Annotated in this window: 23 protein-coding genes and 2 pseudogenes; 4 read left to right on the forward strand and 21 right to left on the reverse strand. The window is 33.0% G+C overall.

All coding sequences use genetic code 11. The features are described 5' to 3' along the window. Window positions 1–250 precede the first annotated feature (250 nt). Together ACVWY7_RS12770 and ACVWY7_RS12775 are read right to left on the reverse strand one after the other, a co-directional pair. The gene (locus ACVWY7_RS12770) at window positions 251–1135 is read right to left on the reverse strand and encodes a BC_2427 family protein (protein ID WP_073524001.1); all 885 of its coding nucleotides are present in this window, start codon (window positions 1133–1135) and stop codon (window positions 251–253) included. 127 nt (window positions 1136–1262) lie between these two features. Further along, entirely contained in the window at window positions 1263–1964 is a 702-nt protein-coding gene (locus ACVWY7_RS12775; protein ID WP_001294991.1) for a CsxC family protein, read from the reverse strand. 639 nt (window positions 1965–2603) lie between these two features. Between ACVWY7_RS12775 and ACVWY7_RS12780 the strand changes: the two genes are divergently transcribed. Continuing rightward, window positions 2604–2894, forward strand: coding sequence for a hypothetical protein (locus tag ACVWY7_RS12780; RefSeq protein ID WP_000675796.1), 291 nt, complete (start codon window positions 2604–2606; stop codon window positions 2892–2894). A 37-nt stretch (window positions 2895–2931) separates the two neighbouring features. Here ACVWY7_RS12780 and ACVWY7_RS12785 read toward each other — a convergent pair whose 3' ends face one another. The 12 genes and pseudogenes from ACVWY7_RS12785 to ACVWY7_RS12840 all read right to left on the reverse strand — a co-directional run bounded on the left by ACVWY7_RS12785 (window position 2932) and on the right by ACVWY7_RS12840 (window position 14716). After that, the gene (locus ACVWY7_RS12785) at window positions 2932–3999 is read right to left on the reverse strand and encodes an N-acetylmuramoyl-L-alanine amidase (RefSeq protein WP_456523818.1); all 1068 of its coding nucleotides are present in this window, start codon (window positions 3997–3999) and stop codon (window positions 2932–2934) included. Next, entirely contained in the window at window positions 3996–4406 is a 411-nt protein-coding gene (locus tag ACVWY7_RS12790) for a hemolysin XhlA family protein (RefSeq protein WP_368087195.1), read from the reverse strand. Before ACVWY7_RS12790 ends, ACVWY7_RS12785 begins: the two co-directional genes overlap by 4 nt. 29 nt (window positions 4407–4435) lie before the next feature. Then, a complete protein-coding gene (locus tag ACVWY7_RS12795; RefSeq protein WP_374223470.1) occupies window positions 4436–4705 on the reverse strand; it encodes a hypothetical protein in 270 nt (89 codons plus the stop codon). A 702-nt stretch (window positions 4706–5407) separates the two neighbouring features. Next, a pseudogene (locus ACVWY7_RS12800) lies at window positions 5408–5765 on the reverse strand (tail fiber domain-containing protein); the annotation flags it as partial. Window positions 5766–6146: 381 nt separating this feature from the next. Further along, on the reverse strand, window positions 6147–7502 hold the full coding sequence (locus ACVWY7_RS12805; protein ID WP_105989847.1) for an RNA-guided endonuclease TnpB family protein: 1356 nt from the start codon (window positions 7500–7502) through the stop codon (window positions 6147–6149). 330 nt (window positions 7503–7832) lie between these two features. Then, a pseudogene (locus ACVWY7_RS12810) lies at window positions 7833–8009 on the reverse strand (SAM-dependent methyltransferase); the annotation flags it as partial. 306 nt (window positions 8010–8315) lie between these two features. Beyond that, the gene (locus ACVWY7_RS12815; RefSeq protein WP_000072479.1) at window positions 8316–8723 is read right to left on the reverse strand and encodes a VOC family protein; all 408 of its coding nucleotides are present in this window, start codon (window positions 8721–8723) and stop codon (window positions 8316–8318) included. Window positions 8724–8842: 119 nt separating this feature from the next. Then, a complete protein-coding gene (locus ACVWY7_RS12820; protein WP_073524030.1) occupies window positions 8843–9553 on the reverse strand; it encodes a class I SAM-dependent methyltransferase in 711 nt (236 codons plus the stop codon). Window positions 9554–9651: 98 nt separating this feature from the next. Further along, a complete protein-coding gene (locus ACVWY7_RS12825) occupies window positions 9652–10413 on the reverse strand; it encodes an ABC transporter ATP-binding protein (protein ID WP_000721689.1) in 762 nt (253 codons plus the stop codon). Window positions 10414–10424: 11 nt separating this feature from the next. After that, on the reverse strand, window positions 10425–12764 hold the full coding sequence (locus tag ACVWY7_RS12830; protein ID WP_033682062.1) for an ABC transporter permease: 2340 nt from the start codon (window positions 12762–12764) through the stop codon (window positions 10425–10427). Window positions 12765–12770: 6 nt separating this feature from the next. Next, window positions 12771–14018: an MFS transporter gene (locus tag ACVWY7_RS12835; protein ID WP_000623646.1), complete on the reverse strand. Its 1248-nt coding sequence runs from the start codon at window positions 14016–14018 to the stop codon at window positions 12771–12773. A gap of 62 nt (window positions 14019–14080) precedes the next feature. Next, window positions 14081–14716: a TetR/AcrR family transcriptional regulator gene (locus ACVWY7_RS12840; protein WP_070171572.1), complete on the reverse strand. Its 636-nt coding sequence runs from the start codon at window positions 14714–14716 to the stop codon at window positions 14081–14083. Window positions 14717–15486: 770 nt separating this feature from the next. On the opposite strand from ACVWY7_RS12840, the gene exsF reads away from it, so the two are divergent. Beyond that, complete coding sequence (gene exsF, locus ACVWY7_RS12845) at window positions 15487–15990, forward strand: exosporium protein ExsF (protein ID WP_001257912.1); 504 nt, start codon at window positions 15487–15489, stop codon at window positions 15988–15990. Window positions 15991–16997: 1007 nt separating this feature from the next. On the opposite strand, the gene ACVWY7_RS12850 is transcribed toward exsF, so the two are convergent. The 3 genes from ACVWY7_RS12850 to ACVWY7_RS12860 form a co-directional block, all read right to left on the reverse strand. Further along, window positions 16998–17189 (reverse strand): hypothetical protein, encoded by a 192-nt coding sequence (locus ACVWY7_RS12850; protein ID WP_001990370.1) that lies wholly within the window; start codon window positions 17187–17189, stop codon window positions 16998–17000. A gap of 334 nt (window positions 17190–17523) precedes the next feature. Further along, window positions 17524–18888, reverse strand: a complete 1365-nt coding sequence (locus ACVWY7_RS12855) for a DEAD/DEAH box helicase (RefSeq protein WP_456523819.1) — start codon at window positions 18886–18888, stop codon at window positions 17524–17526. A gap of 73 nt (window positions 18889–18961) precedes the next feature. After that, the gene (locus ACVWY7_RS12860; protein WP_000054539.1) at window positions 18962–19231 is read right to left on the reverse strand and encodes a hypothetical protein; all 270 of its coding nucleotides are present in this window, start codon (window positions 19229–19231) and stop codon (window positions 18962–18964) included. Window positions 19232–19260: 29 nt separating this feature from the next. Here ACVWY7_RS12860 and ACVWY7_RS12865 point away from each other — a divergent pair, with 29 nt between their 5' ends. Continuing rightward, complete coding sequence (locus ACVWY7_RS12865; protein ID WP_033682063.1) at window positions 19261–20049, forward strand: hypothetical protein; 789 nt, start codon at window positions 19261–19263, stop codon at window positions 20047–20049. A gap of 44 nt (window positions 20050–20093) precedes the next feature. Here the strand turns inward: ACVWY7_RS12865 and ACVWY7_RS12870 are convergent, their stop codons facing one another. From ACVWY7_RS12870 to ACVWY7_RS12880, 3 genes are all read right to left on the reverse strand, one after another. Continuing rightward, window positions 20094–20780, reverse strand: coding sequence for an MBL fold metallo-hydrolase (locus tag ACVWY7_RS12870; RefSeq protein WP_000691147.1), 687 nt, complete (start codon window positions 20778–20780; stop codon window positions 20094–20096). Window positions 20781–20909: 129 nt separating this feature from the next. Beyond that, a complete protein-coding gene (locus ACVWY7_RS12875) occupies window positions 20910–21173 on the reverse strand; it encodes a hypothetical protein (protein WP_033682068.1) in 264 nt (87 codons plus the stop codon). A 273-nt stretch (window positions 21174–21446) separates the two neighbouring features. Next, complete coding sequence (locus ACVWY7_RS12880) at window positions 21447–22802, reverse strand: RNA-guided endonuclease TnpB family protein (protein ID WP_105989835.1); 1356 nt, start codon at window positions 22800–22802, stop codon at window positions 21447–21449. Window positions 22803–23676: 874 nt separating this feature from the next. Between ACVWY7_RS12880 and ACVWY7_RS12885 the strand changes: the two genes are divergently transcribed. Then, window positions 23677–24006: a YkvA family protein gene (locus ACVWY7_RS12885; RefSeq protein ID WP_456523820.1), complete on the forward strand. Its 330-nt coding sequence runs from the start codon at window positions 23677–23679 to the stop codon at window positions 24004–24006. Between the two features lie 60 nt (window positions 24007–24066). On the opposite strand, the gene tdcB is transcribed toward ACVWY7_RS12885, so the two are convergent. Next, on the reverse strand, window positions 24067–25068 hold the full coding sequence (gene tdcB / locus ACVWY7_RS12890) for a bifunctional threonine ammonia-lyase/L-serine ammonia-lyase TdcB (protein ID WP_456523821.1): 1002 nt from the start codon (window positions 25066–25068) through the stop codon (window positions 24067–24069). Window positions 25069–25089 lie beyond the last annotated feature (21 nt).

Consider the following 25089-nt stretch of genomic DNA (forward strand, 5'->3'; position numbering starts at 1 on the left):
AAAACGACATATCAGCGATAATTTATGTCTAATCTGTATAAGTGTTAGCAAGATTTTTTGCAAACTTGTTAGCACTTTTTTAAAACATAAACCAGAGAAGGTTCATACAATTTAGTAACAATGTAAAATTGAATTTATCAAGGATAAACCATTTAACAAATAGTTTGCAGCACTGAATGATTTACAAAAGAATACCCATCGATACACTACGAATAAAAATAATCAGCTAATCGAGGGAATATAATTATTTTTATTTAATTCGCACTTGTACTTCTTGCTCTTGTATTACTTGAATGATTAACTCCAATACAATATTTTGTATTAACTGATGCTCATTATCATGAAGTGTACTTTGTTCTGATATGTATTCAATACATTGATATATATACCCTTCTACCAATAAGCTTCCTTTTTCAACTGTAAGTGCATTTTGCCCATTCTTTTTTACTTTTGGTATAAAAAATTCGGTTTTTGTCAAAATAATCTCCTGTTCAACCTCTTTTATTCCTATGACTTTTTCTTTAAATACAACCTTTTCTCGTAAACTAATTTCACCTTTATATCTTCCTATTTCTATTGGTAGTTTCGCTGTAATAAAATTATTTACGTCTTCCCCATTTTCACTCTCTAATATTATACTGTGAATAGGAATCCATGAAGATGCCTCTACCTTATTCTCTTCTTTATTCCCTTTATTTTTTTGGTTATATAATTCAAAATGAACTCTCTTCTCATGAAGATTTAAAGAAACTAATTTACAATAAATATCCGAATGATATTGTTGCACTGTAGTTAATAACTTACAATCTAATTCACGCCCTTCTACACCTTTTTCATTCCTAAATACAAATGCTTCTTGATTTTTTACATTTATTTTTGGAAATATTTTAAAACTAGTTACTTCTGAAAAAATAGAAAATGGAGTTTTGACCACCAGTGAGCGTATTAAAGGCCCAATTTGTGATTCAGACGCTTTACCTTCTTTCTCTAATTTTGATGCTACATCTTCTCCCTTTAATTCAGGTGGTACTTCTTCTTTCCCCCCTCTTTTTTCGTGTAAATTATCTTGTATATTCAGGTTTTTATACTTGTAAATTTCATCCCATATTCCCTTACCATTCCATGGATTTTTCATCACCATCCCCCCGTCTGATGAAATTCAAAAAATTTGTTTTTTGTATGTGACCATTTCATCATTATATATGTTGTATAAAAATAAAAAAGAAATTGTCTTTTTAACAAAGACAATTTCTTTTTTATTTTTATAGTGCTACTTGTACTTGTTGTACTTGTAAAACTTTTAAAGTAAGATCTAGTACAATTTTTTCACGAAGCGTACCAAATGGTTCGTTTAAGTCTGTAGGACAAGGTGAAAAGTCTAATTCAAAAAATTGAGCGCTTACTAATTCACAATATGGTTGTTCGTTATAAAAAACTGAATTTTCAAAGAAATATTTGTCTTGACGTGGTAAATCACCGTTTTTAGGATTTATAAAATGAGAAGTAGTGTCCGAAGAAGAAGCTACTAAAGCTAATGATAGAAAATCACCTTCTGTCAGATCTGCAAAACCAGAAAATGGAACATTTGCAATACGATCATATAGAACTCCATTACACTCGTCATTTGCATATTCAATATTTTTACGAATATAGCCTTGTACAAATAATTTTGCTCTTGTAACTCGTCGGTAAGGTGTACCTGGTACTGGTACGAATGCTACAGGCACTAACTTACATTGTGTTAAAAATACGTTTTTTAAGATGCGTTTAATTTCGACTGCTGGAGGATCTAATGAAATATCGGACTCTACAACAATTTGAAGCGTTCTTTCAGCTAATACAACTGGAATCTTTACAATGGGTGCTCCTGGAGTAAGAATTGGTGTTGCAGTCTCATCACTTAATGGTGTTTGGGTTTGTCCTTCTACCTGACATGGTACATTAATTGGACATTGTTCGCTCATGTTTCATGCTCCTCTTTTTATAAGATTTTAGAGTTTATGCAATTTTCAAACTCATAATACTTGTATATGTCTTTCTTCTATTAATGTTTGGGTTCTATAGTAGCCTTTTTAATCATTATCATTAAGTTAGTATAATCTAATCATTTTTATTGAAAATTCAGAAAATTAACATTTTAGAGAGATACAAAATCTGTTTTCAACGTATCTCGCAGATTCGGTAAAATTAAGAAGTCTTTATTAAATGAGTTATCTTGAATTAAATTTTGGATATCACGATATGAATATGGTTACCAAATGAAGATTTTTATTTTTTATCAAGCTATATATTCGTAAAAAATCGCTTTACATATACTGAAGTTTTATTTGTTGTTACATAAAATCTTTTACCTATTCAATTTTGATATATATTCAAGACAATATACTCCCAAATAAGAAATTATTTTAAATTAGACTGTTTTCTTTGATAAGTGTGTTTTAATCAATATTATAATCAATAGTTCCATCCACTCTCCCTTGAAAATTAGCATAGTTTGTATGAATTCTATATCTAATAGAAAGCACTCTATCATATAAAAATATAATAATAGGTTAATGAACAAGCAGTTTTTTTACTAAAACATAGAATAATATGAACCCTAATTGAAGGGAGGTATAAAAGAATGTCCTGGAATAATAATTGCTGGAGTTCTAAGAAAAATCATTGTTGTGATGATTGGTGGAAATCTAAAGATAAGCATCATTGTGATGACGATTGGTGGAAATCTAAAGATAAGCACAATTGCGATGACGATTGGAAGTTTAAGCGAAATAAGTGTCGTTGTAAATGTTTCTTTATTTGTTGTCATTGTAAAAAGAAACAGTGTTAAGTTTTTCAGTGCCAGCTTAAAGGCAAAGAACATGTCTTTTGGATTGATAAATACTAGATTATAGTATACAAAAAGCTGACTAATTATAGTCAGCTTTTTAATTACTTTACTACATACACATAGGCTTCACTTGTCGTAATATAGTATGTTTTTCCTTTGCTATTGTGTACTTTATATTGCGGTGAACCGTTAACATTTACTTTCGCATCGATTGTGAAACCTAATCCTGTATCTACAGATCCAGCTCCATCTTTATTCTGCCAAGATGGAGCATCATAAAATCGTAAATTATTAACTTTAGAAACAACACGCTTACCTATAATTGATGAATTCACAGTGCTTTTCTTACTAAACTTTACATAAGATGGATCGTTCTTAACCCATTGTTCACCACCAAGATTTAACCAACCATCCTTTTCAGCCCATACAACATTAGATTCCGGTTTATTTAGCTGACGAATCTTAGAATAGTTTGTACCAGGTCCTTTACGTAAATTCACATTGTAACCTTCAATAAAAGCAATTCCATCTGTTACAGCTGTTGGGACTTCTGCTGGTTTAGATGGTTTGTCAGGCACAGAGACCTCAACACTAGAACTATTGTATGCTCGTTTTACATCTGCTCTAAATTGCGCTTCTGAAATTCCATGACTACGTAAATAATCAAGCGAATCTTCATAATCTGTACCACCAAGATATTTCGTTACATCGTAGTGAGTCCATAATCCTTTTTCTGCTGATAATCCACGATCACGAAGAATTTTAGCTAATAACTTAACGTATTTATCATAGCTGCGTTTGAATTTCTCATAATCTTTTGTTTCGCATAATTCTACGTGAACAAATCGTTTATTTGCTCCTGGTCCTGCACCATAAGCAATGTATTTCGTATCAGCAATTTGGATTATTTCATTCCAATCAACTACATAATGTACAAATGCCGAACGCCATGTACGAGACTCATATTTTTGAATATTAATAGCTGGTGCTTCTGGTGTTGCTGTAGAATGTGCTACAACGCCCTCATAAGCACCTACACCATTACGGTATGGTTGTTTCGATAAATCAGGAATAATAATGGTTCTATCCGCAAAAGCACTTGTAGCAAACGAAACAGCAAGTACTAGAATCATAAGAAACGAGGTAATATGTTTCATTGTCTTTTTCATTTAGAATCAACATCCTTTTTCATAATTTTTGTGTGGTCAAATAATCCACTTGCTGATAGACCAATGATGATTCCTTGAAATACATTTGTTTTGATATCTCCATCCAAAAATAAAACGCCTAGCACAATGCCAAGCGTTAAATTTAATAATGGAACGTATTTTGTTTGTAATCCAATTGTTTTTACGATTTGTGAAAGACCGACAACAATTCCACGAACTATAAGGCGTAAAATCCAAGTAGTATTGGCGCTGATTTTATCTAACTGTTTGTTGATATTAATAATGTCTTTTTCGTTACCTGTTGTTCGTATTTCTAAGCTTTTAACTTCTAATCTTATTTCTTTAATTTCTTGTTTGATTTCTTGAACATCACTTCGCACCTCTTGTAACCCTTCCACCTTAACCACCCCTTTTTAGGCAATAAAAAAAGACCAGCTTATGGCTGCTCTGGTTTCTTATTTATTAATTGTTGTAGTAATAATTCTTCTAATCGGGCTATCCGATCTTCTTGACTAGCTACTTGTAATTTTATATTTGCTATTTCTACCTCCTGCTCTTGTACTGTCGCATCAACTTCCTGTAAAGCTTTGATTGTAAGTGACGAATATGAGTATAAGTGAATCCCTTTACCACTTTCATCGATAAACGCTTCATCACATTCATCTACAATTGCTCCGTAGTATGTTTTAATATCTTCTGTTGTCAATGGTGGATTATAAGGACTTCTCTCTTCTCTCATTTTGTAAAGCTCGTTTACCGCATTCTTATAGTTAAATTGTCTTACTCGTACATTCCTGATTTTTTCTAAGGCTGAAAAAATCAGGAATGTTAGATTTATATTCCCGTAATGAAGGGCTCATGAAATTACCTTGAACAGATCCCCATCCATTCTGAGTAACAGGTGACTTGACTTGAATGATACCTGTATATCCTGCTGCACGGCTATTACGTAAAGTAATATTAGGTAATCTTAAATCAGAATCTGTACTATTTAACGAAGTTTGATATAACCCCGGTTTTCCTCGTCTAAAATACCAACTCCCACTCCCAGCATAAAAAACATGGTAATCATTAGCATTTAGGACACTTAGTCCGTTTCCCAATACACAGACTTTTGGACTGCACCATCAACTATGCCATTGCTAATACCAATGCTCGCATAAGCCCCTGACCATCCTGCACCTGCTTGAGACATAAACAAAGTGCCTTCTGGAGCATTAGTTTTTTCATCGGACCCTAAGATAAAAGTCGGTTGTACTGCGCCATCTGACCTTCTGTAGTGCCCCAGAAAAGCTCTAGCAACTCCTCTTTCATAGAGACAATTGGTCATCTAAGCTAACGTAGTTATCCGTATTTGATGTTCTATTTTGGCAACCGCTCAGCAATCCAGCTTTAATCCACTCAGCATTAACTTTACCAACTAAATCTATTCGTGCAGCATTTAACTTAATGTTTTCTTTACTCATGTTAATGGCTGCTATTACATCATTTTCTTTTACAGGTATACTAACGCCCTTTTCAGTTAACTGAAGACGAGTTTCCATAGCTCTTACATAAGAACCTGTAGCGAATTGTCCATCTGCTTGCGTCTTTGTATATACTTCTGTCTTTTTTGCTGCAGCATTGATACCCTGTTCATTAATAGTGAAACGGTTATCAATCACAGTCATCTTCTGGTTAAATTGTTCAGTTGCAAGCTTGTTAGCTAATTCCTCTAATAAATCTTGTTTATTTTGATTCACTGTTTGCTTTAACTCAGGAATCTTTATATATACTATTTTAAGAACCTTCTTCGACTAACGTCTCGTGTGACAAGTCAAAATTCTTAATCAACCTTTAACTTTATAGCTTTTGTAGCAGTCAACTACCCCCACTGAGATAAAGCGTTTCAGTGGGGGCTTGAGTCATAATACTAGGTCTTTTCGGTCTATCACTAGACAGTTGACGCTCTAGCATTCATGCCACCTTATGGTAACACCCCAAGTATGTTTTTGGTTGGTACTGGCAACAAATGATTGTTTTCCCACTTGCACCACCCTTTCGAAAAAGAACAGTTCTTCCTTACAGAAGAAGCCACCACTCAGATGAATCCGGCGTGTGCTACAAGCCCCAACAAGTCGAGTACACATGGATGGTTGACACACCCACTAAGCTATGCGCGAGGCAACAGCCTTACGTTTTTGCACTTCTAATAGAATCGGCGTTTTCACTTTAAGATTCTCATCCAATTCTACAACTTTTGATTTTTGCAATGTATTCAATGCACCATTAATATCCGCATGAATACATGTTCCTACTTTACTTTTGTACAGACCACGAGTGATTCGTTTGCCACTAAAGAGATAATGAGTCTTATCGCCCTTAGACCAAACTGGAACCGGATCTTTATCCAGAAAACTAGCTTTTGAAGTATAGCTTTCTTCTTGTTTCAAAAATCGGATGCCTTCTTTTACACATTTATTCTCAATCGCTGCCATCAGTTTATGAAAGGGAATTTGAACAAATGTTTGATTACTCTTGTTTCCCATATCAGATTTTTGTTTCCAACCAGCGTTATACCCTACAACAATCGTATCTATATCGAATTCTTTCGCTTTTTTGAACAACAGGCCTACCGTTTGTGAAATGTAACCGTTTATTTGTCTTTCTCGTTTATGCCAAAGTGCGGCTATTCTATTCGTTACAACGCGTTTGGAAATTCCATTTCCCATATTTTTCTGTTGTAGATTACGTATCATTTTGTTGAAGTACTGGTTAATGGATTTTAATTTCTTTCCATCAATTAAGAATGTATCACCTGTATTTGTCACGCAACTTACTAATCTATCTACACCTAAATCGCAACTCAAAGCGTTACTCGTAGTCGTGGATGCTTTCTTCATTTGAGAAACGTGCATTTCATATGTATAATGCACCTCAAAGAACCGACCTTTTTGCTTCGGTACAATCTCAATGTAGGAGATTTTTTTATTTCTTAAGTTTTTAGGCATACGTATTCTAATAGAACCAAACTTTTTTCTGAATGCAATATTCATCGGAATGATCCAATATCCGTTATCATCCACTTTTGGCACTTGATAGATTTCAATGATTCGTTTGTCAGTGGAACGAGAATAATGCGGAAACTTAGGACGACCTGTGAAGTTTTCAGATTTTCCCTTCCACTGTTCTAACGCTTTAAAAAAGCTCTTCACTTCTGTAAATAAAGCTCTACGAATCGCTTGAACAGAGTTTGATTGTATGCCCCAGTAGTTCATATCGGCTTGCATGGCATTGTCCACTTCTTTTACAGTAGCTATTTGATTATGGTTCAAATAACTTTGTTTCATGGTGTACAAGCCAACATTTCGTAACGCTTTTGAACTATGTAACATGCGCTGAAGTAAACGAAATTCTTTAGCTGTGAGGCACGCTCGTCCAATATTTTGTTTCTGCGTGAATCGTTGTATGGTTTCTCTTTTCTTTTGTTTTCGTAATACTTTCACTGCTTTCTTTCTAGCCATTGTTTTCACCACCTTTCTCAGAGAGTTCATTAAAATTACTTTTGACAAATTAATATGTAGAAAGAAATGGAACAAGAACATGTTCTTCATCGTAATTCCTTTTGTATCAAGTAGCGGAATGATAATCATTATCTAATTTCGTTGTCTTACAATCTATTCCCTCCTTATCCACACTATATGGTAAGAAAAAAAGAAACAAACATTCGTCTCAAAAATTATTATGAGCGAATCAAAAGAGTTCAGCCTACCTACTGACGGCAATTCATCTCCACCTGAATTGTTGGGTTTCACCCGTAACACAAATCAGGTGGAGTCTTCTTGCCGAAAGAGATAAAAACCTGTTATAATAAAACCCGCTTCAATTTGGCCTTGGATTTGATCTTCTAGTGTATGCGCATATTCTATTGTTTGATTTGAATCGATGTAATCTTGAACTTCATCCTCTGGTAAATAATCCAATGTCGATGAAGGGATTGAATGTTTTACATCAAGAATACCTTTTTGTTCAATGTAAGCTTATTAATTATTTATGCTTTCCTTTTTCTATTAACCTGCCTGATAGTTATTACATAGTTGTCTATATTTATATTAATAGATAAACGATAATAATTACTAAAAATTATAAAAACTCACAAAATTATAATCCATTCAATTTACTTAAAATAACCGTAGAATTGGCAGTTTCAAACCACTCACTTACACATAAAAAGGCATTCCAAACCTGTTGACAGTTGGAATGCCTTTTTTAATGTTATTTAATTTCTCAAGCTCTTAACTGAACCCATTAAACAAATAAGCTACAATTTTTCTTTTTTATTCAGCAAGCGTTAACTGCCAAGACACACCGTACTTATCATTTAACCAACCAAATTTTTTACTAAACGGATAGGCACCTAACGGCATAAGAATTGCTCCATCTTGCGCTAGTTTATGAAAGACCGTTTCAATTTCTTCTTCTGTCTCACAAGTTACATAAAGAGACATAGCTGGAGTGAACGTAAAATTATGATTTACATAACTATCAATACACATAAACTCTTGGCCATTTAGCGTAAACGTTGCATGAATGACAGTACCCTCTTTACCAGGTCCATTTTCATCGTAGCGAGAGATATTTACAATTTCTGATTGATCGAATAACGACGTGTAAAAGTTCATAGCTTCCTCAGCTTTGCCTTCAAACATTAAAAACGTAGTAATTTTTTGATTTGTGTTACTCATATAGAGACCGCCCCTTGTTATGTATTTATGCAAAATATACATCGGTCAACAAAACCGAACGTATATTCCTATAAGTGTATTGTCTATAAAAACGATGAATTTGTCAATTATCTACTTTCTTATTTCTTCTTAAATAATGCTGTCCAAAGAAATGATTCTCCAAACATAGTATTTGGTTGTTCAATCTGTTCCATCTTTCTAATTTCAATCACTTCAAATTCTTTAAATATCTCTCTTAATTTTTCTTCCGAATAAGCAAGACCACCTTGTAAACTCCATCCTCTATATACGTCCCAATCTGTTATTTCTGATCCATTTCGCTCATCTAAATCACCTGCCGCAAAACATGTTAATCCGAAATAACCACCTGATTTCAATGCGTTTTTAATTAAATCCACATAATTTACTCTTCTATGTGGTGGAATATGATGTAAACAGCCCGAATCGTATACAAAATCAAATTCATTTTGAACCTCTAAATTGAAAATTGAATCACAAATAAATTCAATTTCTACTCCTTTTGCTAAAGCCCTCTCTTTCGCCCAATTAATGCCCTCTATAGATAAATCTACTGCTGTTACATCAAACCCTTCATTTGCTAGATAAATTGCGTTTCTACCCGGACCACATCCAAGTTCCAGTACTTTTCCTTTTGAAACCCGCTTTTTTTGTATATACGAAACTAGATTCTCATCTGGAACATTTTCAAAAAACGGAACATCTTTTTCTCTATTCGCATAAAATTCATTCCAAAATGGTTCTGCTGGTCTTAATAATGAATCCAGCATTTTAATAATATCTTCTTGCGTGTGCAACGTTTCATTTTTCATTTGCACCCCTCTAATTTTAATATTCAGAAAATTATTATATATCTTTTAGAACTTTAAGACAAAGAAAAAACTCCTACATTCAATAGGAGTTTTTCTCTTTAAAATCCAAGTACAGCTAACCAGTTTAACAACTTCTCTTCTCGCGCTTTTAAATCATCGTTCCTAAGCTTACCTAACTGTATTTCACTAACAATTTCTCCGTCCGCCATAAAAAGAATTCTTTCTGTTTTTGCTGCTACTTTCACATCATGAGTGATTAACATAATGGTCGTTCCATCACGATTAATATTTAATAATATTTGCATTACTTCTTCTGTTGATTTTAAATTTAAAGCACCAGTCGGCTCATCTGCAAAAATAATATTTGGATTATTAATGAGCGCTCTACAAATAGAGACTCTTTGTAATTGCCCCCCAGATGCTTCGGTTATATAATGAGATGCTATATCACTTATCCCCATATTCTTCATTAGCTCTAGAGCACGTTTATTTACTATTTTCTTACTCTCACATTTCGCTAAATATGCTGACAAGATGATATTATCAAATAGGTTCAAGTTTCTAAGAAGGTTGCTCTGCTGAAAAATAAATCCGATTTCGGTAAGGCGTAATTTTGCTAACTCTTCTTCTTTCATACATGATAATTCTTTACTATCAATTTTTACACTTCCTGATGACATTTGATCCATTCCACTAATATTATATAGTAACGTCGATTTCCCAGAACCAGAAGGCCCCATGACCGATACAAATTCTCCCTCATAAATCTCTAAATCTATATTTTTTAACACGTGATAATTTGTATTTCCATCCATTGAATATGTTTTGTTTACTTGCTTTACTTCTAAAATTTTTTTCAAGTGATACACCCCTACTCCCCATTTGGCTTTACATCGTTTGTTTGCTTCATAGTAAAACTACTGAAAAGCGTTGTTGCAGTCACACATATACATAATATAGCTGGACATATTACATAAGAAACGATAGGATTCACGACAAACTTTATATGAGCAGCTCCCATAAAAGACCCTAACCAACTTACTAACATTTCACCAAACGTAGCAGCTATACATGTCCCTATCACAATGCCTAATAATACAATGACGTTAGAACGTGTTATATACTGTATACGAATATCTTTACTAGAAAAACCGATATTTTTCATAATTAAAATTTGCGAAGAATCTTTTGCTAATAACATTTTAAAAAACATTGCAGTAATTAAAACTGATATCAATATCGCAATTAAAATAGCCACTTGCGTCACGAGTCTTAACTGTTTAATTGTTTCTCCTAAAGTTTGCGTTACATAATCATTTGTATCTGTTATTTTTACAGAACTAAAATTTTGTTTATACTCCTTCACTTTTTCTTGCAAATCCACTTTAGGCTTCATATCTACATTAACTACATACCATAATATATTTTCATTATTATTAGAAAAACTAGCTTTAGCTGTTTTCCCACCATTCGTTACATCTTGATACATACCACTAATCGTTAGTGTTTTCTCTTTCCCATCAACAAATAAAACGATATGATCCCCTACATTCTTTTTTAATTCATTTGCGTTCATATAAGAAAGAGAAATTTCATTTTCATTTTTTGGTGCCCTACCTTGGATATAGTGTAATGGAAATTTAGTGAAGTCTCCCATTTCTACATTTAAGTTTTCATGTGTACCATCAGCGTTTACCATTTTAAATGTACTCGTAACAAATGTTGCATATTTTTCTACTTCTTTATCATTTTTCACATATGAAATAACACCCTTAAATCGTTTCTCTATATTTTCAGTTTGCTGTAAATCTATTCGAATATCACTTTTTCCTGTTCCCATATAATTTACAAACTTCGGTGACTGAATCGTATACAAAAAGTTAACAGGTACAACAATCATGAACACAGCTATTATTAATACGATACTTAATACCCGATATAACTTAAATCTTTTAACAACATCTTGTATACCAATAAATATATTTACATTTGTAAATTTAGTTTGTTTGAGTGAAAAGGATTTTCTAATCTTTCTTTTTCCTAGTTTATCTCTTGATTGTAAAGCGTCTATTGCTGTAATTCCCCTAAAATTCCGTAAAATGATACGACAGAACAGGATAACGACTAAAAATAACAATGTTGTAATTATGAATGGCACAATATTGTGTAAAATGCTTTTATTTGCCGCCCCCATATAAAGGGTGATATTTGAAGTGAAGATTTTTGTAACAAATAGTGAGAGTATATATCCACATATACATCCACCAGCTGAAATCACAATATATTTTGTTATATATAATTTTTGAATATCTTTGTTATGAATCCCAATTGCTTTCATAACACCAATTTCTCGATAATCTTCTTCCATCGAAGTAATAATCGTAAATCTAATACATAACATTGCAATTAACATTAATAATGCACTTATCATGAAAAGTACTGCAGCTATTATTCCATCTGTTAATGAATTGAGTGTTTTAAATAGTGAATACGTAATAGAGGGACCTTTTTGTGGTAAGTTCGATGACTTATATAGATTTTCAAATTCATTTATTTTATTTTCGTCTGTTAGCTGGAATTCAATAAGATATTCGCTTTCTCCAAAATTTCTTTTTATTCTTTCAAAATCTTTATTGCTTATTACAAATCGTTTTGAACTAACGATTGATGGGTTCATTTGAACATCACGAACAAATGCTGAAATCGTAAATTCTAGTTCATTATTATCTTTAATAACCCATATTTTATCTCCCATACGCAAATTATATTTTTGCATATAATAAATGGGTACACCTATTTCCCCTTTCGTAACATCGACCACTTCATTATTTAAATTTAATAAAAAATCAAACTTACTATTTTGTTTCACGAAACTAATGTCCATTACACTATTATGTTCTGCTTGATTTTTCTTTTTAATAAAAATGTTAGATCCATTTATTTGAACCATCTCAGCCGTTTGCTGTTTTTTTACAAACGGATTTTTTTCTACAAAGGAATCAATTGACTTTTGATTTACTTCTCCGGCATGCATTTGTACGAAGTGCGGTGCGTTTGATACTTTAACCAATTGATCCATTGAGTTCAATAGATTTATAACATTACTTGAAGCACTAGCCATTAAAAGACTTGATAACATGATAAACATAAATAAAATAGTAATTATCAATTTATTTTGAGAGAAATCTCTTTTTAACATTCTCCTAATCATATAAAGCTAGTTCCCTTCATTCGATAGTATTTTCTTCGTCACAACTGCTATTAATAACATTATGAAACTAATAACTAATATCGGTAAATAAATTTTCATACTGAATTCTTCAAACATAAAACCATAAACGACTTGCCCAATCGGTGCCATGCATTGGGATACCGCTGTTATAATTGCCATTACTTTTCCTAAGTTCTCATTTGGTGTTTTCTTTTGAACTACAGTAATCACATAGATGGATACAATTGTCATGATCATTGCAATTAAAATAAAAGAAAGTATAAAGAGGATAAATGGTGGATAGTATCCTAAATTAAGAATAACTGGTGTAACTGATAGTGCCATTGGTATTACTAATAAAGCTATTAAAATCATCCAATAATACAATGTTTGCATCTGTAGCTTTTTCGCAAAAAAACCTATTGATAATGCACCTATAATAGTAGCAAAATCGATTAATCCCATTCCAATTCCATATAACGTGTGGCTACTTTCCATTGTTACTCGTATAATAATTGGAGCACCAACAACAAATAGCGGCGTCAGTATTAAATTTAGTAATGCGGCTAAAAGCATAGATTTCAAAATAAATGATTGTTTTAAAACATATATAAATCCCCCTTTCATATCCTTTACAATTGTCGGTATAATATGGCTTTCTTGCACTCTCTTTATAAAAGGTATTGTAATAAACATTTCTAAAATCGCAGATAAAAAGAAAGCAAGACAACTGATTATCACGAGCATTTTCAAACCAATTATGCCGTACAATATTCCTCCTAATACAGGGGCAACTATATTAGATAATGCTTGCACACCATTTACGATACCGTTCGCCTGTTCTAACTTTTTCTCTGGAACTAATTGCGGAATACTTGCCATTACAACTGGTGCGTACATTGCATTAACGATTGCTAGTAAAAACATAATTGTTCCAATCAATAGAATAGATACAGATCCAGTAAATAACAAAACTATAAAGCTTAATACAATCGCAGTATTTATAAAATCAAAAATAACCATTAAATTACGACGATTGAAACGATCTGCTATCGCTCCGCCAAGAGGAGCTAGCAAAAACGGAATACTCGTTATCGCATATAATCCTGCGAATATATCAGCACGCCCTGTTAAATCTAGCACATATAATGACAGAGCAAAACGTAAAAGTGTTGAACCCAAAATAGTAATAATTTGCCCACTCACCATTAAATAAAAATCTTTCATCGAAGGTTTTATGCTAATAGATATCATAATCACACCCTTCCTTTAATTTAGACCGACTGTCGGTCTATAATAAACAAACAGAAAAAATATTATTTCTGTTTCATTAAAACCTCCAGCATATAACTAAAGGATCCTTCTTTCGCTCCAACAGATACTTCCATCATTTTAATATAAGCTTTCACTCTCCTCATCATTTCTTCCGGCTTCCATTGGAATAACCCATCATCAAATATGACTTGCGCTGATGATAGTAATAGTTCAATCGTTTCTTGTGGATATGAAGTCGAAAATATCCCTTCTTCAATTCCTTGTTCTAAAATTTCTGTTAATACAGGAGATAAATGAATAATAGATTGTACTAAACTTTTTTGATGCATTTCTGCATTATTTGGTTGATGAAATTGCTCAATCATTTTATCTTTTACATCACCTGATTTTGGCGATTGCTCCATTAAAACTCGAAATAACTTTTCTAATACTGGTATATTTGGATTAGAGACGATTACTTTCGCTTTAGCAACATCTTCTTTAATAATCCTCATAATAATCTCATCCATTACTTCTTCTTTCGATTTAAAATAGTGATAAAACGTCCCCTTTGCTATCCCTATCTCTTTTAAAATGTCATTTACTGTTGTTTTCGTATAACCTTTCGTAAGAAATAATCGTTCAGCCGTTTCTAAAATTTCTTTTCTACGCTCCTCATACTCCTTAATTATTCGCATTCACGTTCTCCTTCCAACCAGACCGACTGTCGGTCTATTTTAATTATATGTTTAATTAGTAAAAAGTTTCCTATTTTATACATATACAACATCCTACTTCCAATTTCCTTTATAAATTTTTATTTTTTAACGTCCGTTCAATTTGTTTCAAACGTATCTCACGCTTCTTATCATCACCTTTCATTTTAGGAAAAAAAAGGTTTTCGTATTGGTTAACACCACAAATTACATTGATTAAACAACTACTTATATCTTTACGAAAAAATAGAACAGCATGTACTAACATCCAAAAGCAATTCGAAAAAATTTTAATTAATCTCAAAGCTTAAAAGATTACATATATTATCAAATATTTTTTAATATTGTTGTGATCGAAGAGCGTTCCCTTAGGTGCTCTTTAATTTTAAAATAATGATTTGATTAAGCCTTTTCACCTTTTAATCGGACAAGCATATATTATTCTATGGAGGAATCCACTCATAAAAATCTACCTTTCTTGTCAAAGAGTATGCTTATATGCGTGCTCTTTTTTATTTGATTTTCTTTCATTTCTAAATAACATTTTTAACTCTATTCATACTATTTTTTCAACTTTAGGTTACAAACTATTTCTGTAAACGTAGTGTTTCTTTGGTATTATAGGCAGTTAGTTTTATCCATAACAGTACACCTCTGCACTATTCACTATAAATTTTCATATATTATATTGTGCTTGTCCAAAACGTGTGGTTATCACTCACGCAATCTAAATGAAAGAAAGGAGTGAAAATATGCGATCATCTAGTCGTAAGCTCACAAACTTTAATTGTAGAGCACAAGCCCCCAGTACACTACCAGCTCTCGGTTTTGCTTTTAATGCTACTTCACCTCAATTTGCAACACTATTTACGCCACTACTACTACCTAGTACAGGCCCAAATCCAAACATTACTGTCCCTGTAATCAATGATACAATTAGTACAGGAACTGGTATTAGAATTCAAGTAGCTGGTATTTATCAAATCAGTTATACATTAACAATCAGCCTCGATAATGTTCCAGTAGCCCCGGAAGCAGCGCGCTTTTTCTTAACACTAAACTCATCAACTAATATTATTGCAGGATCTGGAACCGCAGTCCGTTCTAATATTATTGGCACTGGTGAAGTAGATGTATCCAGCGGTGTCATTCTAATAAACTTAAACCCTGGTGATTTAATTCAAATTGTACCCGTTGAAGTAATTGGTACAGTAGATATTCGTTCTGCCGCTTTAACAGTTGCACAAATTCGTTAATAAAAACAATATGCTTGGCTAATTAACATTTAATATTCCTTATACACCCAAAATATATGTTATAGATTTAACACACATTTATATCAAACAAGCATATTTTATTGTATGGTGACTATGTAGTCACACAAATCTAAAGCGTTCATAAAAGCACACTTATATGTGTGCTTTATTTTTTATGAAAATCAAGCTTTAATATAACTATTTTGTATCACTTTATACTCATCACTGTTTTAAACATTTACCTTTTTATTGTTATATTTGCTCATTGTTTTTCTCTTTGTTTTACTAATTAGCTGATTAATTTCACAACACCATTTATTAAAAATTCCATGTTTCTTCATCCCTTGAATATTTTTCAAATAAAAATACATACTATTTTCAAGCCGCCGTATCCACGGCTAATACTTCTTTCTTTTGTTACAGTAGAAGCAGATAGGTTCTTCACTTATCTGCTTTCTCTGTATATTTTTTAAGAAATCGATAATAATACCAACAAGCTGTTTGAACTAGCAGCTTCACTCTTCTCACAATGGGGATGCAATTTATCACAATTAGCTAACTCATTGAACTCACTGGCAGACAACCAAAATCGTTGTCTGCTTTTTGTATGAGATTTTTTGTTTTACATATACTACTTTTGAACCTGCAGACCAATACGAGCCATTTTGGTGCTTGGATTTCCCTTCCGGGGATAAGTATTTTTTACTTATCCCTTTTTTGTATAGACACGTATATTTATGGCAAAACTAATTACAAGCAGATTTTCTGTTTATGCGTAGTTCTAAATAAGATTACTTTTTCTCCTATTAAAGGACGGCAGGTACGACTGCTAGTCCTTTTTTCTTATTTCGCATACTATCCCTTCTGTTAACTTCACACTATATTACCTCCATCGTCGCAGTAAGAAATCTCCAAATAAGGATGGTAGTTATGCTTCTCGAGTTCCCCATCGAACAAAACGAACAAATTAGTTTTCCGGTTTCCAACGATTGTACCCCAATACGAGTTTAATTCTTCATAAACTTCTCTTGTTCCATTTCGATAATTGCGGAATGTATAATGAAAATGCTCACTCGCTTCAATATCTTCTCTTTCAACCAAAGTGTTCTGCCGAAATAGTAGACATAATAAGTTCCGTTCTCATTTTGATTCAGCATAACATTCCCGTACCAGTTGAATGTGTTACGAATTGCTTTCACCCCATCGTCCAATTCTTTGTTTGCAAATGACGTTTTCGTATCGTTATACTAATTGATGTTTTCACAATTTGTATCATCATCATCAGAGGGGCTAGTACGAATTACTTTCTCTCGATTTTTTTCGATTAAATATTGTTCATACGTAAATAGCACTTGTTCTTGAATTACGACTTGGTAATAATACCCTTGTTCTAATTGTTTTGGACTATAAAATCTCCTTTATAAGTTTTAAATACGGTGAATGAAATTTTTGTTTTTTTCTTGCCATCATCCTTGTTCTATACAAACAAAAAAAGAGCCACAATATTTTGCGACTCTTTACAATTATAACTATTTAAAGGCCACGTCTTTGCTGACCTTGCTTTGTACTACCTTTTTTATTACTTGGCTTATTAAATGATCGGTTGTTTTCATTTCTTGAACTATTTCTTGAATCACTTCTTGAGCTATTTCTCGAACTACGTCTTGATTCACTTCTTGAACCTTCACGGCTATCTCTTTGACGATATTCGCCTAATTTCTTCGGAGCCGGCTTTGGTAGCGGTTTTCCATTTTCATCTACACGTTTTATCTTCGGTTGTTCGATTATTTCTCTTTGTATTGGTGCGCCAAGCGTTTTTTCAATTTCTTCTAAATGTTTTTCATCTTTCGCTGCAACAAACGTAATTGCAAGACCTGATCCACCTGCGCGTCCTGTTCGGCCAATGCGGTGAATATAACTTTCTACATCTTCAGGGATATCATAGTTAAATACGTGCGTTACACCATCTACATCAAGTCCACGAGCTGCTACATCCGTTGCGATTAAGTACTGAATTTTAGCTTCGCGGAAACTTTTCATAACTCTTTCACGTTTCGCTTGAGGTATATCACCATGAAGTTCAGCACAATTATAACCTAGTCCTTTTAAATTATCATACAATTTACTTGCTCTAACCTTTGTACGACAGAAAATAACTGCTAAAAATGGCTGATCACGATCCATAACAAAACGAAGTGCATCTGGCTTTGCACGATCTGTCGTCTCAATGACACGCTGCTCAATTGTATTTACCGTTACTTCTTCACTTTGTACTTGAATCATTTGCGGCTCATCCATATAACGTTTCGCCAATTTTTTAATATCTTTTGGCATCGTTGCTGAGAATAACATCGTTTGTTTACTACCAGGTGTCTCATCTAAAATATCTTCAATATCATATAAGAAACCGAAATAAAGCATTTGATCCGCTTCATCTAGTACAATCGTTGAAAGATTACTTAAATCAATTGTTTCACGTCGTATATGATCTAATAATCGTCCTGGTGTCGCTACAACAATATGTGTATTACCTTTTAACTTTCTCAATTGTTGCGCTACATCTTGCCCACCATAAATCGCTAGAACATTAATATCTTCTCTTTGAACAAGCATTTTTTTAATTTCAGTTGTAATTTGCAGTGCTAGTTCCCTTGTTGGTGCAACAATTAAAGCCTGAACATCACTACACTCTGGATCGATTTTTTCTAAAATCGGTAACACGAATGCTAACGTTTTACCCGTTCCTGTTTTCGCCTGCCCAATAATATCTTTACCTGACAGTATAACAGGAATTGCTTTCTCCTGAATCGGAGTTGCTTCTGTAATTCCATTTTCACGTAATGTATGATTAAACGTTTCACTAATTCCTAATTCTAAAAAGTTTTTCAAATTGACCACTTCTTTTCCTTATTTTTCACATTAGCTTTCATTGTACCATTTGTTTCGCCAAATATGAAAAATAAAAAAATTCTTATCTTCTTTTTTTATATTCATCGTGTACTAAGTGGACAAATTCTTTTTGCTTTTTCTCACATTTTATTAATGCTTCCATGTTAGTAGAAGACAAAATGAACTTCTTAATTTTTCTATTACTCCAAATTAATTTTGTATACTTTGTATCTTCGTGTAGCTTTCGAAACCACTCAAATTCGCTTAATTTAGCAATATGATGTTTTAATTTCATGTCATTTCGAGGATAAAATGTAATTATATCCATTATTACATCAAACAATAAACTCATCTTCTCCCCTCCTATACATATATATTTCAATGTTACGGAAATATAGTTATAGGGTGATAAAATTGACTACTACATTCATAAGGATCTTTTGCATATTTTTCTTACTATATTTTCAATCCAGCACAATTATAACAGCGAAATCTCAAACAGATGTAATCAGTGAATTCAAACATGCTTTGCTCAAAAATGATAAAGAATTAATGCAGTCATATGTAACAGAAGGAGTTGAACTACCTACTTTCCAAAAGGAAAAACCTATTCATGAAATTAAAATCGTACCATCTCCAAAAGAAGATACTACAATTCTTATTTCTTATTTCAAAGGCACTAATGATGAATTTACTATCGGTTTCATTTTGGAAATAGTAACAAAAAACAATAAAATATCTATCATAAATCAAATTTATGATAGCAATCCACTTATGAAAGAAGCTACTATCGTAAAAGAATATGAAATGAAGTGTAAGGAACATATACTTACTCCTACAAAATTCCCGTTCGAAATTCACGAATTTCAAGGATACATCTATAACGATTACTTAAACCTCCAATACTACAATGAAGATATTAATGGGATTTTTAAAATCACTGTTTCACCAGTTCAAAACAAATTAGATTTCTATGTACATAGGGGCGCTAAGTTCTATAGCTTAAAAAATAATATAAAAGCATTATACAATCCTCATTTCGATTCAGCATATGAGCTCCTATTTCAGAAAAATGGTTTTCAATACACAATTGCAATTGGTAACAAACGCTATATACAAGGTAAATATAACGTAAAGGCTTTAATTCAAATTGCAGAATCTATGAATTAAAAAACCGATCTTTTCTATATAAGAAAGATCGTTTTTTTATTATTTTATATATTGAATTCCCCTCCATGATAGCAATAATACTTTACAGCTTTAAGGTCTTTAATCCTCTTTAAAGACTCTTCCGCTTTTTCTAAATCTAAACAAAAATTCGGATTAGCTATTACTAACTCACGATTCTCTTGAACAGCCGCATCTCCCGTAATTACACAATCTAAATTCGGAAAATATAATGAAATATGCCCCGAAGTATGTCCTGGTGTTGCTACTATTTGACATTCATTATTCAAAATCATTTGGCCATCATGTACTTTTTCATCGACGAAAATATGTCTTATATTTTTTAACTGTTGTATAAACCATTTACCAAATTCTTTTTCTTCATTTGGCATACGTTCTAACATTTCTTCTGCTTGAACTAATCTCTCTGATTTTATATCACCATTAATATAGTTAGATTCAATTTCACTAGCAATAATATGAACGTGAGGATATTTAACTTGGAAATCATATAAAGATCCTATATGATCGTCATCATAATGAGTAATAATTATATTTTTTAAGTTTTTCAGCTCATACCCATGTTTTAATATTGCATTTTCAATTAAAGGTAAAAAATTTGTATATCCTGTATCGACTAATGTTAATTTATTATGTAATATAATTAAACTTGGAAAAATACATTGTTTTTTCCCGTTAAATTCGAATTCAATTGGTAGTTCTATTATCTTCATTTTTCTTCCCCCATACCGCTTAATAAATGTTTAATAAATTAAATCATCTACATACATTTCTTTCAAATTCACGTTTAATGTGTACATTCTATATAACAAAGAAAAAAGCATCCGTTATGAATGCTTTCCTTATCTTACCTGTTCAACTACATAAATCAACTTGGGCCTATCCGAAACCTGATATGTATAGTCTTTATTTTTATGCATATATGTTTCTATCCTATTTATCACTTTAAACATTCTGTCTGAATTCGCACTGAAACGAGATACTGAATCACATAAAACTATTGACCCTTTCTTGTAAAAATTTATAATTTCATAAATATCTCGTTCTAAACAAACTTCTCCTACTTGCAAATCCTCTTTCGCTTCATAGTTGTCAACTACCCCCACTGAGATAAAGCCTTTCAGTGGGGGCTTGAGTTCGAACACTAGGTCTTTTCGTCTATCGCTAGACAGTTTGACGCTCTAGCATTCATGCTACCTTATGGTAACACCCCAAGTCTGTTTTTGGTTGGTACTGACAACGAACGATTGTTTTCCCACTTGCACCACCCTTTCGAAAAAGAGCAATTCTTCCTTATGGAAGAAGCCACCACTCAGATAACTCTGGCGTGTGCTACAAGCCCCGACAAGTCGAGTACACATGGATGGTTGACACACCCACTAAGCTATGCGCGAGGCAACAGCCTTACGTTTTTGCACTTCTAATAGAATCGGAGTTTTCACTTTAAGACTTTCATCCAATTCTACAATTTTTGATTTTTGCAATGTATTCAGCGCACCATTAATATCAGCATGGATACATGTTCCTGCTTTACTTTGGTACAGACCACGAGTGATTCGTTTGCCGCTAAAGCGATACTGCGTCCTATCATCCTTAGACCAAACTGGAATTGTATCTTTGTCTAGGAAACTGGCCTTTGAGGTATAGCTCTCTTCTTGTTTTAAAAATCGGATACCTTCTTTTATACATTTATTCTCAATCGCCGCAATCAGTTTATGGAATGGGATTTGAACAAACGTTCGATTATTCTTTTTCCCCATATCAGATTTTTGTTTCCAACGAGCGTTATACCCTACGACAATAGTATCTATGCCAAATGCTTTCACTTTTTTGAACAACAAGCCTACCGTTTGTGAAATGTAACCGTTTATTTGTCTTTCCCGTTTATGCCAAAGTGCAGCCATTCTATTTGTTACAATGCGTTTTGAAATTCCATTTTCAATATTTTTCTGCTGGAGATTACGTATCATTTTGTTGAAGTATTGGTTTATGGATTTCAATTTTTTCCCACCAATTAAGAATGCATCACCTGTATTCGTTACGCAACTTAATAACCGATCTACACCTAAATCGCAACTCAAAGCATTACTCGTAGTCGTGGATGGTTTCTTCATTTGAGACACGTGCATCTCATATGTGTAATGCACCTCAAAGAACCGACCTTTTTGCTTCGGTACAATCTCAATGTAGGAGATTTTTTTATTTCTTAAGTTCTTTGGCATACGTATTTTAATGGAACCGTATTTTTTTCTAAATACAACACTCATCGGAATGGTCCAATACCCGTTATCATCCACTTTTGGAACTTGATAGATTTCAATGATTCGTTTGTCAGTTGAACGAGAATAATTCGGAAACTTCGGACGACCTGTGAAGGTTTCAGGATTTTCCTTCCACTTTTTCAATGCTTTAAAAAAGCTCTTCATTTCTGTAAATAAGGCTCTACGAATCGCTTGAACAGAGTTTGATTGGATGCCCCAGTAGTTCATATCAGCTTGCATAGCAATGTCCACTTCTTTTACAGTAGCCATCTTGTTATTGTTCAAATAGCTTTGTTTCATCGTGTACAACCCAACATTTCGCAATGCTTTTGAACTATGCGCCATACGCTGTAGTAAGCGAAATTCTTTAGCTGTGAGACAAGCTCGTCCGATATTCTGTTTCTGTGTGAATCGTTGCATGTTTTCTCTTTTCTTTTGTTTCTGTAATACTTTCACTGCTTTCTTTCTAGTCATTGTTTTCACCACCTTTCTTAGAGGGAGTATTAAAATTATTTTTGAAAAATTAATATGTAGAAAGAAATGGAACAAGTAGCGGAATGAGAATCATTATCTAATTTCGTTGTCTTACAATCTATTTCCTCTTTATCTACATGATATCGTAAGAAAAAAAGAAACAAACATTCGCCCTCAAATATTATTATGAGCGAAACAAAAGAGTTCAGCCTACCTGCTGACGGCAATTCATCTCCACCTGAATTGTTGGGTTTCACCCGTAACACAAATCAGATGGAGTCTTCTTGCCGAAAAGGATAAATTGCCATTCTCATCTTCCCCTCAACTTGTATTTTTTCTTACAACATCCCCTTGTTACATAAATAATACCACGATAAAATTCTAAAACTCAAACTCATCGGCTTCATCTGAGAAAATAAAAAGCCATCACCGAAGTGACTACTTTCAAGAAGATGGGAGAAAAGAGAGGAAAAAATAATTCAAAACAAAGTAACACCTGAAATGCTAGATGAAGCAGCTAATCGATTAATAACAGAATCACATTAGAAGCTTATGAATCACCAGCGAGTAAAGGGGCTATTCAAGAATTACTAAATTTCTCACCAATAGATTATTTAGAAGTAATTTAACATTGTACGAATGCAGAGATTAATGTGAAAAATTAACTTTAATACGCATTACCACAAAACATTATCTACGTAGTACCTTTACTTGGAACGAACATATACACTGTGAGTCGTTACATAACCAACATTCTATTATTTTGAACAGGTAATTTTCTATTTTTATGGAAATATACAATAAAATTGATTATTTCACTACTTCTTTGTCTATCCTTTTAAAAAATCTATGTTTTTGTAAAAGGAGTGTTTATATGGAGAAACAGACACTTTGGAAAAAATTCAAGAAAAGCTCAGCAAACCTCGGTAAATCTAGCGTATATGAAAGTATTATTTTATATTACATAATGAGAAAAAAAGGGTTACCTACTAAAGCGAAATTTATAATATTAGTCGCTTTATCTTATTACGTATTAACAATCGACTTCATTCCAGACATAGCTGCTATTATTGGGATTGGCTTATTAGATGATGTTTTAGCAATCGCTATTGCGCATAAATTTGTAATGCGCCATGCAGATGCTGAAATTCGAGAAAAGAGTAAAATAAAAATGGAGTCATTATTTACTTCGGCTCAAGTATAATTAAAAAGAGCTAAGATCAATCCTCTTAGCTCCTCATTCTTAACACTATTTTAAAAAATACTATTTCACTTCATTAGCTACAAAGAATTGCTCACAAACACTGGAAATGCGCTGCAAGTCTACGTTTCCGCCAGATATAACCGCGACTACTTTTTTCCCTTTAATATATGGATCCACTTTCCCCGCAAGTAGAGCAGCAGTAGCTAATGCGCCTGCACCTTCTACAACAGCTTTCCCGCGTTGTAATAAGTCTTTCATCGCTACTTCCAGCTCTTTTTCTGATACTGTTACAATATCATCTACTAATTCTTTTACAACTTCAAAAGTTAAATTGCCTGGTATTTTTACCGCGCAACCATCTGCTATTGTAGGTGCCTCATAATGTTCTACAATTGTACCTTTGTCATAAGATGACTTCATCCCATGAACATTGTCTGCTTGGACACCAATTATATTAATGGATGGATTAAAAGATTTTAATGCAACAGCAATACCAGAAATAATTCCTCCTCCGCCAATTGGTACAATGACCGTATCAACATCCCACATATCATCAAGAATATCTAATCCTATTGTACCTTGACCAGCCATTACTTCTACATCGTCATATGGATGTAAGTATGTTTCACCTGTTTCTCTAATAATCTCCTCACATTTTGCCTTCGCATCATCAAAGGTTTCACCATGTAAAACCACTTCAGATCCATATCCTTTCGTTGCATCAACTTTCGCCTGAGGTGCAGAAATCGGCATTACAATTTTACTTTTAATACCGAGTAAATGAGCAGATAAAGCAATTCCTTGCGCATGATTACCAGCAGAACAAGCAATTACTCCTCTCTCTTTTTCTTGATCTGTTAGCTGTGACATTTTATTAAACGCACCACGGAATTTAAACGAACCTGTTAATTGCATATTTTCTAATTTCAAGTGAATTTCTCCACCCGTTTTACTAGTCAAATAAAATGATTTTACTAATGGCGTTTTACGAGCATTTCTATCCAGAATGCTTTGAGCTTTTTTAATATCGTCTATATGCAATGGTAGTTTTTTAGTTATCATACTAACACCTCTTCCAATGTT

It is taken from the genome of Bacillus sp. TE9106W (assembly GCF_054062215.1).

Coding starts and splice junctions, on each gene's coding strand:
- ACVWY7_RS12785 (WP_456523818.1), bottom strand. CDS start 3,999: ATGAAAAAGACAATGAAACATATTACCTCGTTTCTTATGATTCTAGTA.
- ACVWY7_RS12835 (WP_000623646.1), bottom strand. CDS start 14,018: ATGATATCTATTAGCATAAAACCTTCGATGAAAGATTTTTATTTAATG.
- ACVWY7_RS12880 (WP_105989835.1), bottom strand. CDS start 22,802: ATGACTAGAAAGAAAGCAGTGAAAGTATTACAGAAACAAAAGAAAAGA.
- ACVWY7_RS12805 (WP_105989847.1), bottom strand. CDS start 7,502: ATGGCTAGAAAGAAAGCAGTGAAAGTATTACGAAAACAAAAGAAAAGA.
- ACVWY7_RS12860 (WP_000054539.1), bottom strand. CDS start 19,231: ATGAGTTTATTGTTTGATGTAATAATGGATATAATTACATTTTATCCT.
- ACVWY7_RS12815 (WP_000072479.1), bottom strand. CDS start 8,723: ATGAGTAACACAAATCAAAAAATTACTACGTTTTTAATGTTTGAAGGC.
- ACVWY7_RS12885 (WP_456523820.1), top strand. CDS start 23,677: ATGGAGAAACAGACACTTTGGAAAAAATTCAAGAAAAGCTCAGCAAAC.
- exsF (WP_001257912.1), top strand. CDS start 15,487: ATGCGATCATCTAGTCGTAAGCTCACAAACTTTAATTGTAGAGCACAA.
- ACVWY7_RS12830 (WP_033682062.1), bottom strand. CDS start 12,764: ATGATTAGGAGAATGTTAAAAAGAGATTTCTCTCAAAATAAATTGATA.
- ACVWY7_RS12840 (WP_070171572.1), bottom strand. CDS start 14,716: ATGCGAATAATTAAGGAGTATGAGGAGCGTAGAAAAGAAATTTTAGAA.
- ACVWY7_RS12870 (WP_000691147.1), bottom strand. CDS start 20,780: ATGAAGATAATAGAACTACCAATTGAATTCGAATTTAACGGGAAAAAA.
- ACVWY7_RS12770 (WP_073524001.1), bottom strand. CDS start 1,135: ATGAAAAATCCATGGAATGGTAAGGGAATATGGGATGAAATTTACAAG.
- ACVWY7_RS12775 (WP_001294991.1), bottom strand. CDS start 1,964: ATGAGCGAACAATGTCCAATTAATGTACCATGTCAGGTAGAAGGACAA.
- tdcB (WP_456523821.1), bottom strand. CDS start 25,068: ATGATAACTAAAAAACTACCATTGCATATAGACGATATTAAAAAAGCT.
- ACVWY7_RS12865 (WP_033682063.1), top strand. CDS start 19,261: ATGTTACGGAAATATAGTTATAGGGTGATAAAATTGACTACTACATTC.
- ACVWY7_RS12820 (WP_073524030.1), bottom strand. CDS start 9,553: ATGAAAAATGAAACGTTGCACACGCAAGAAGATATTATTAAAATGCTG.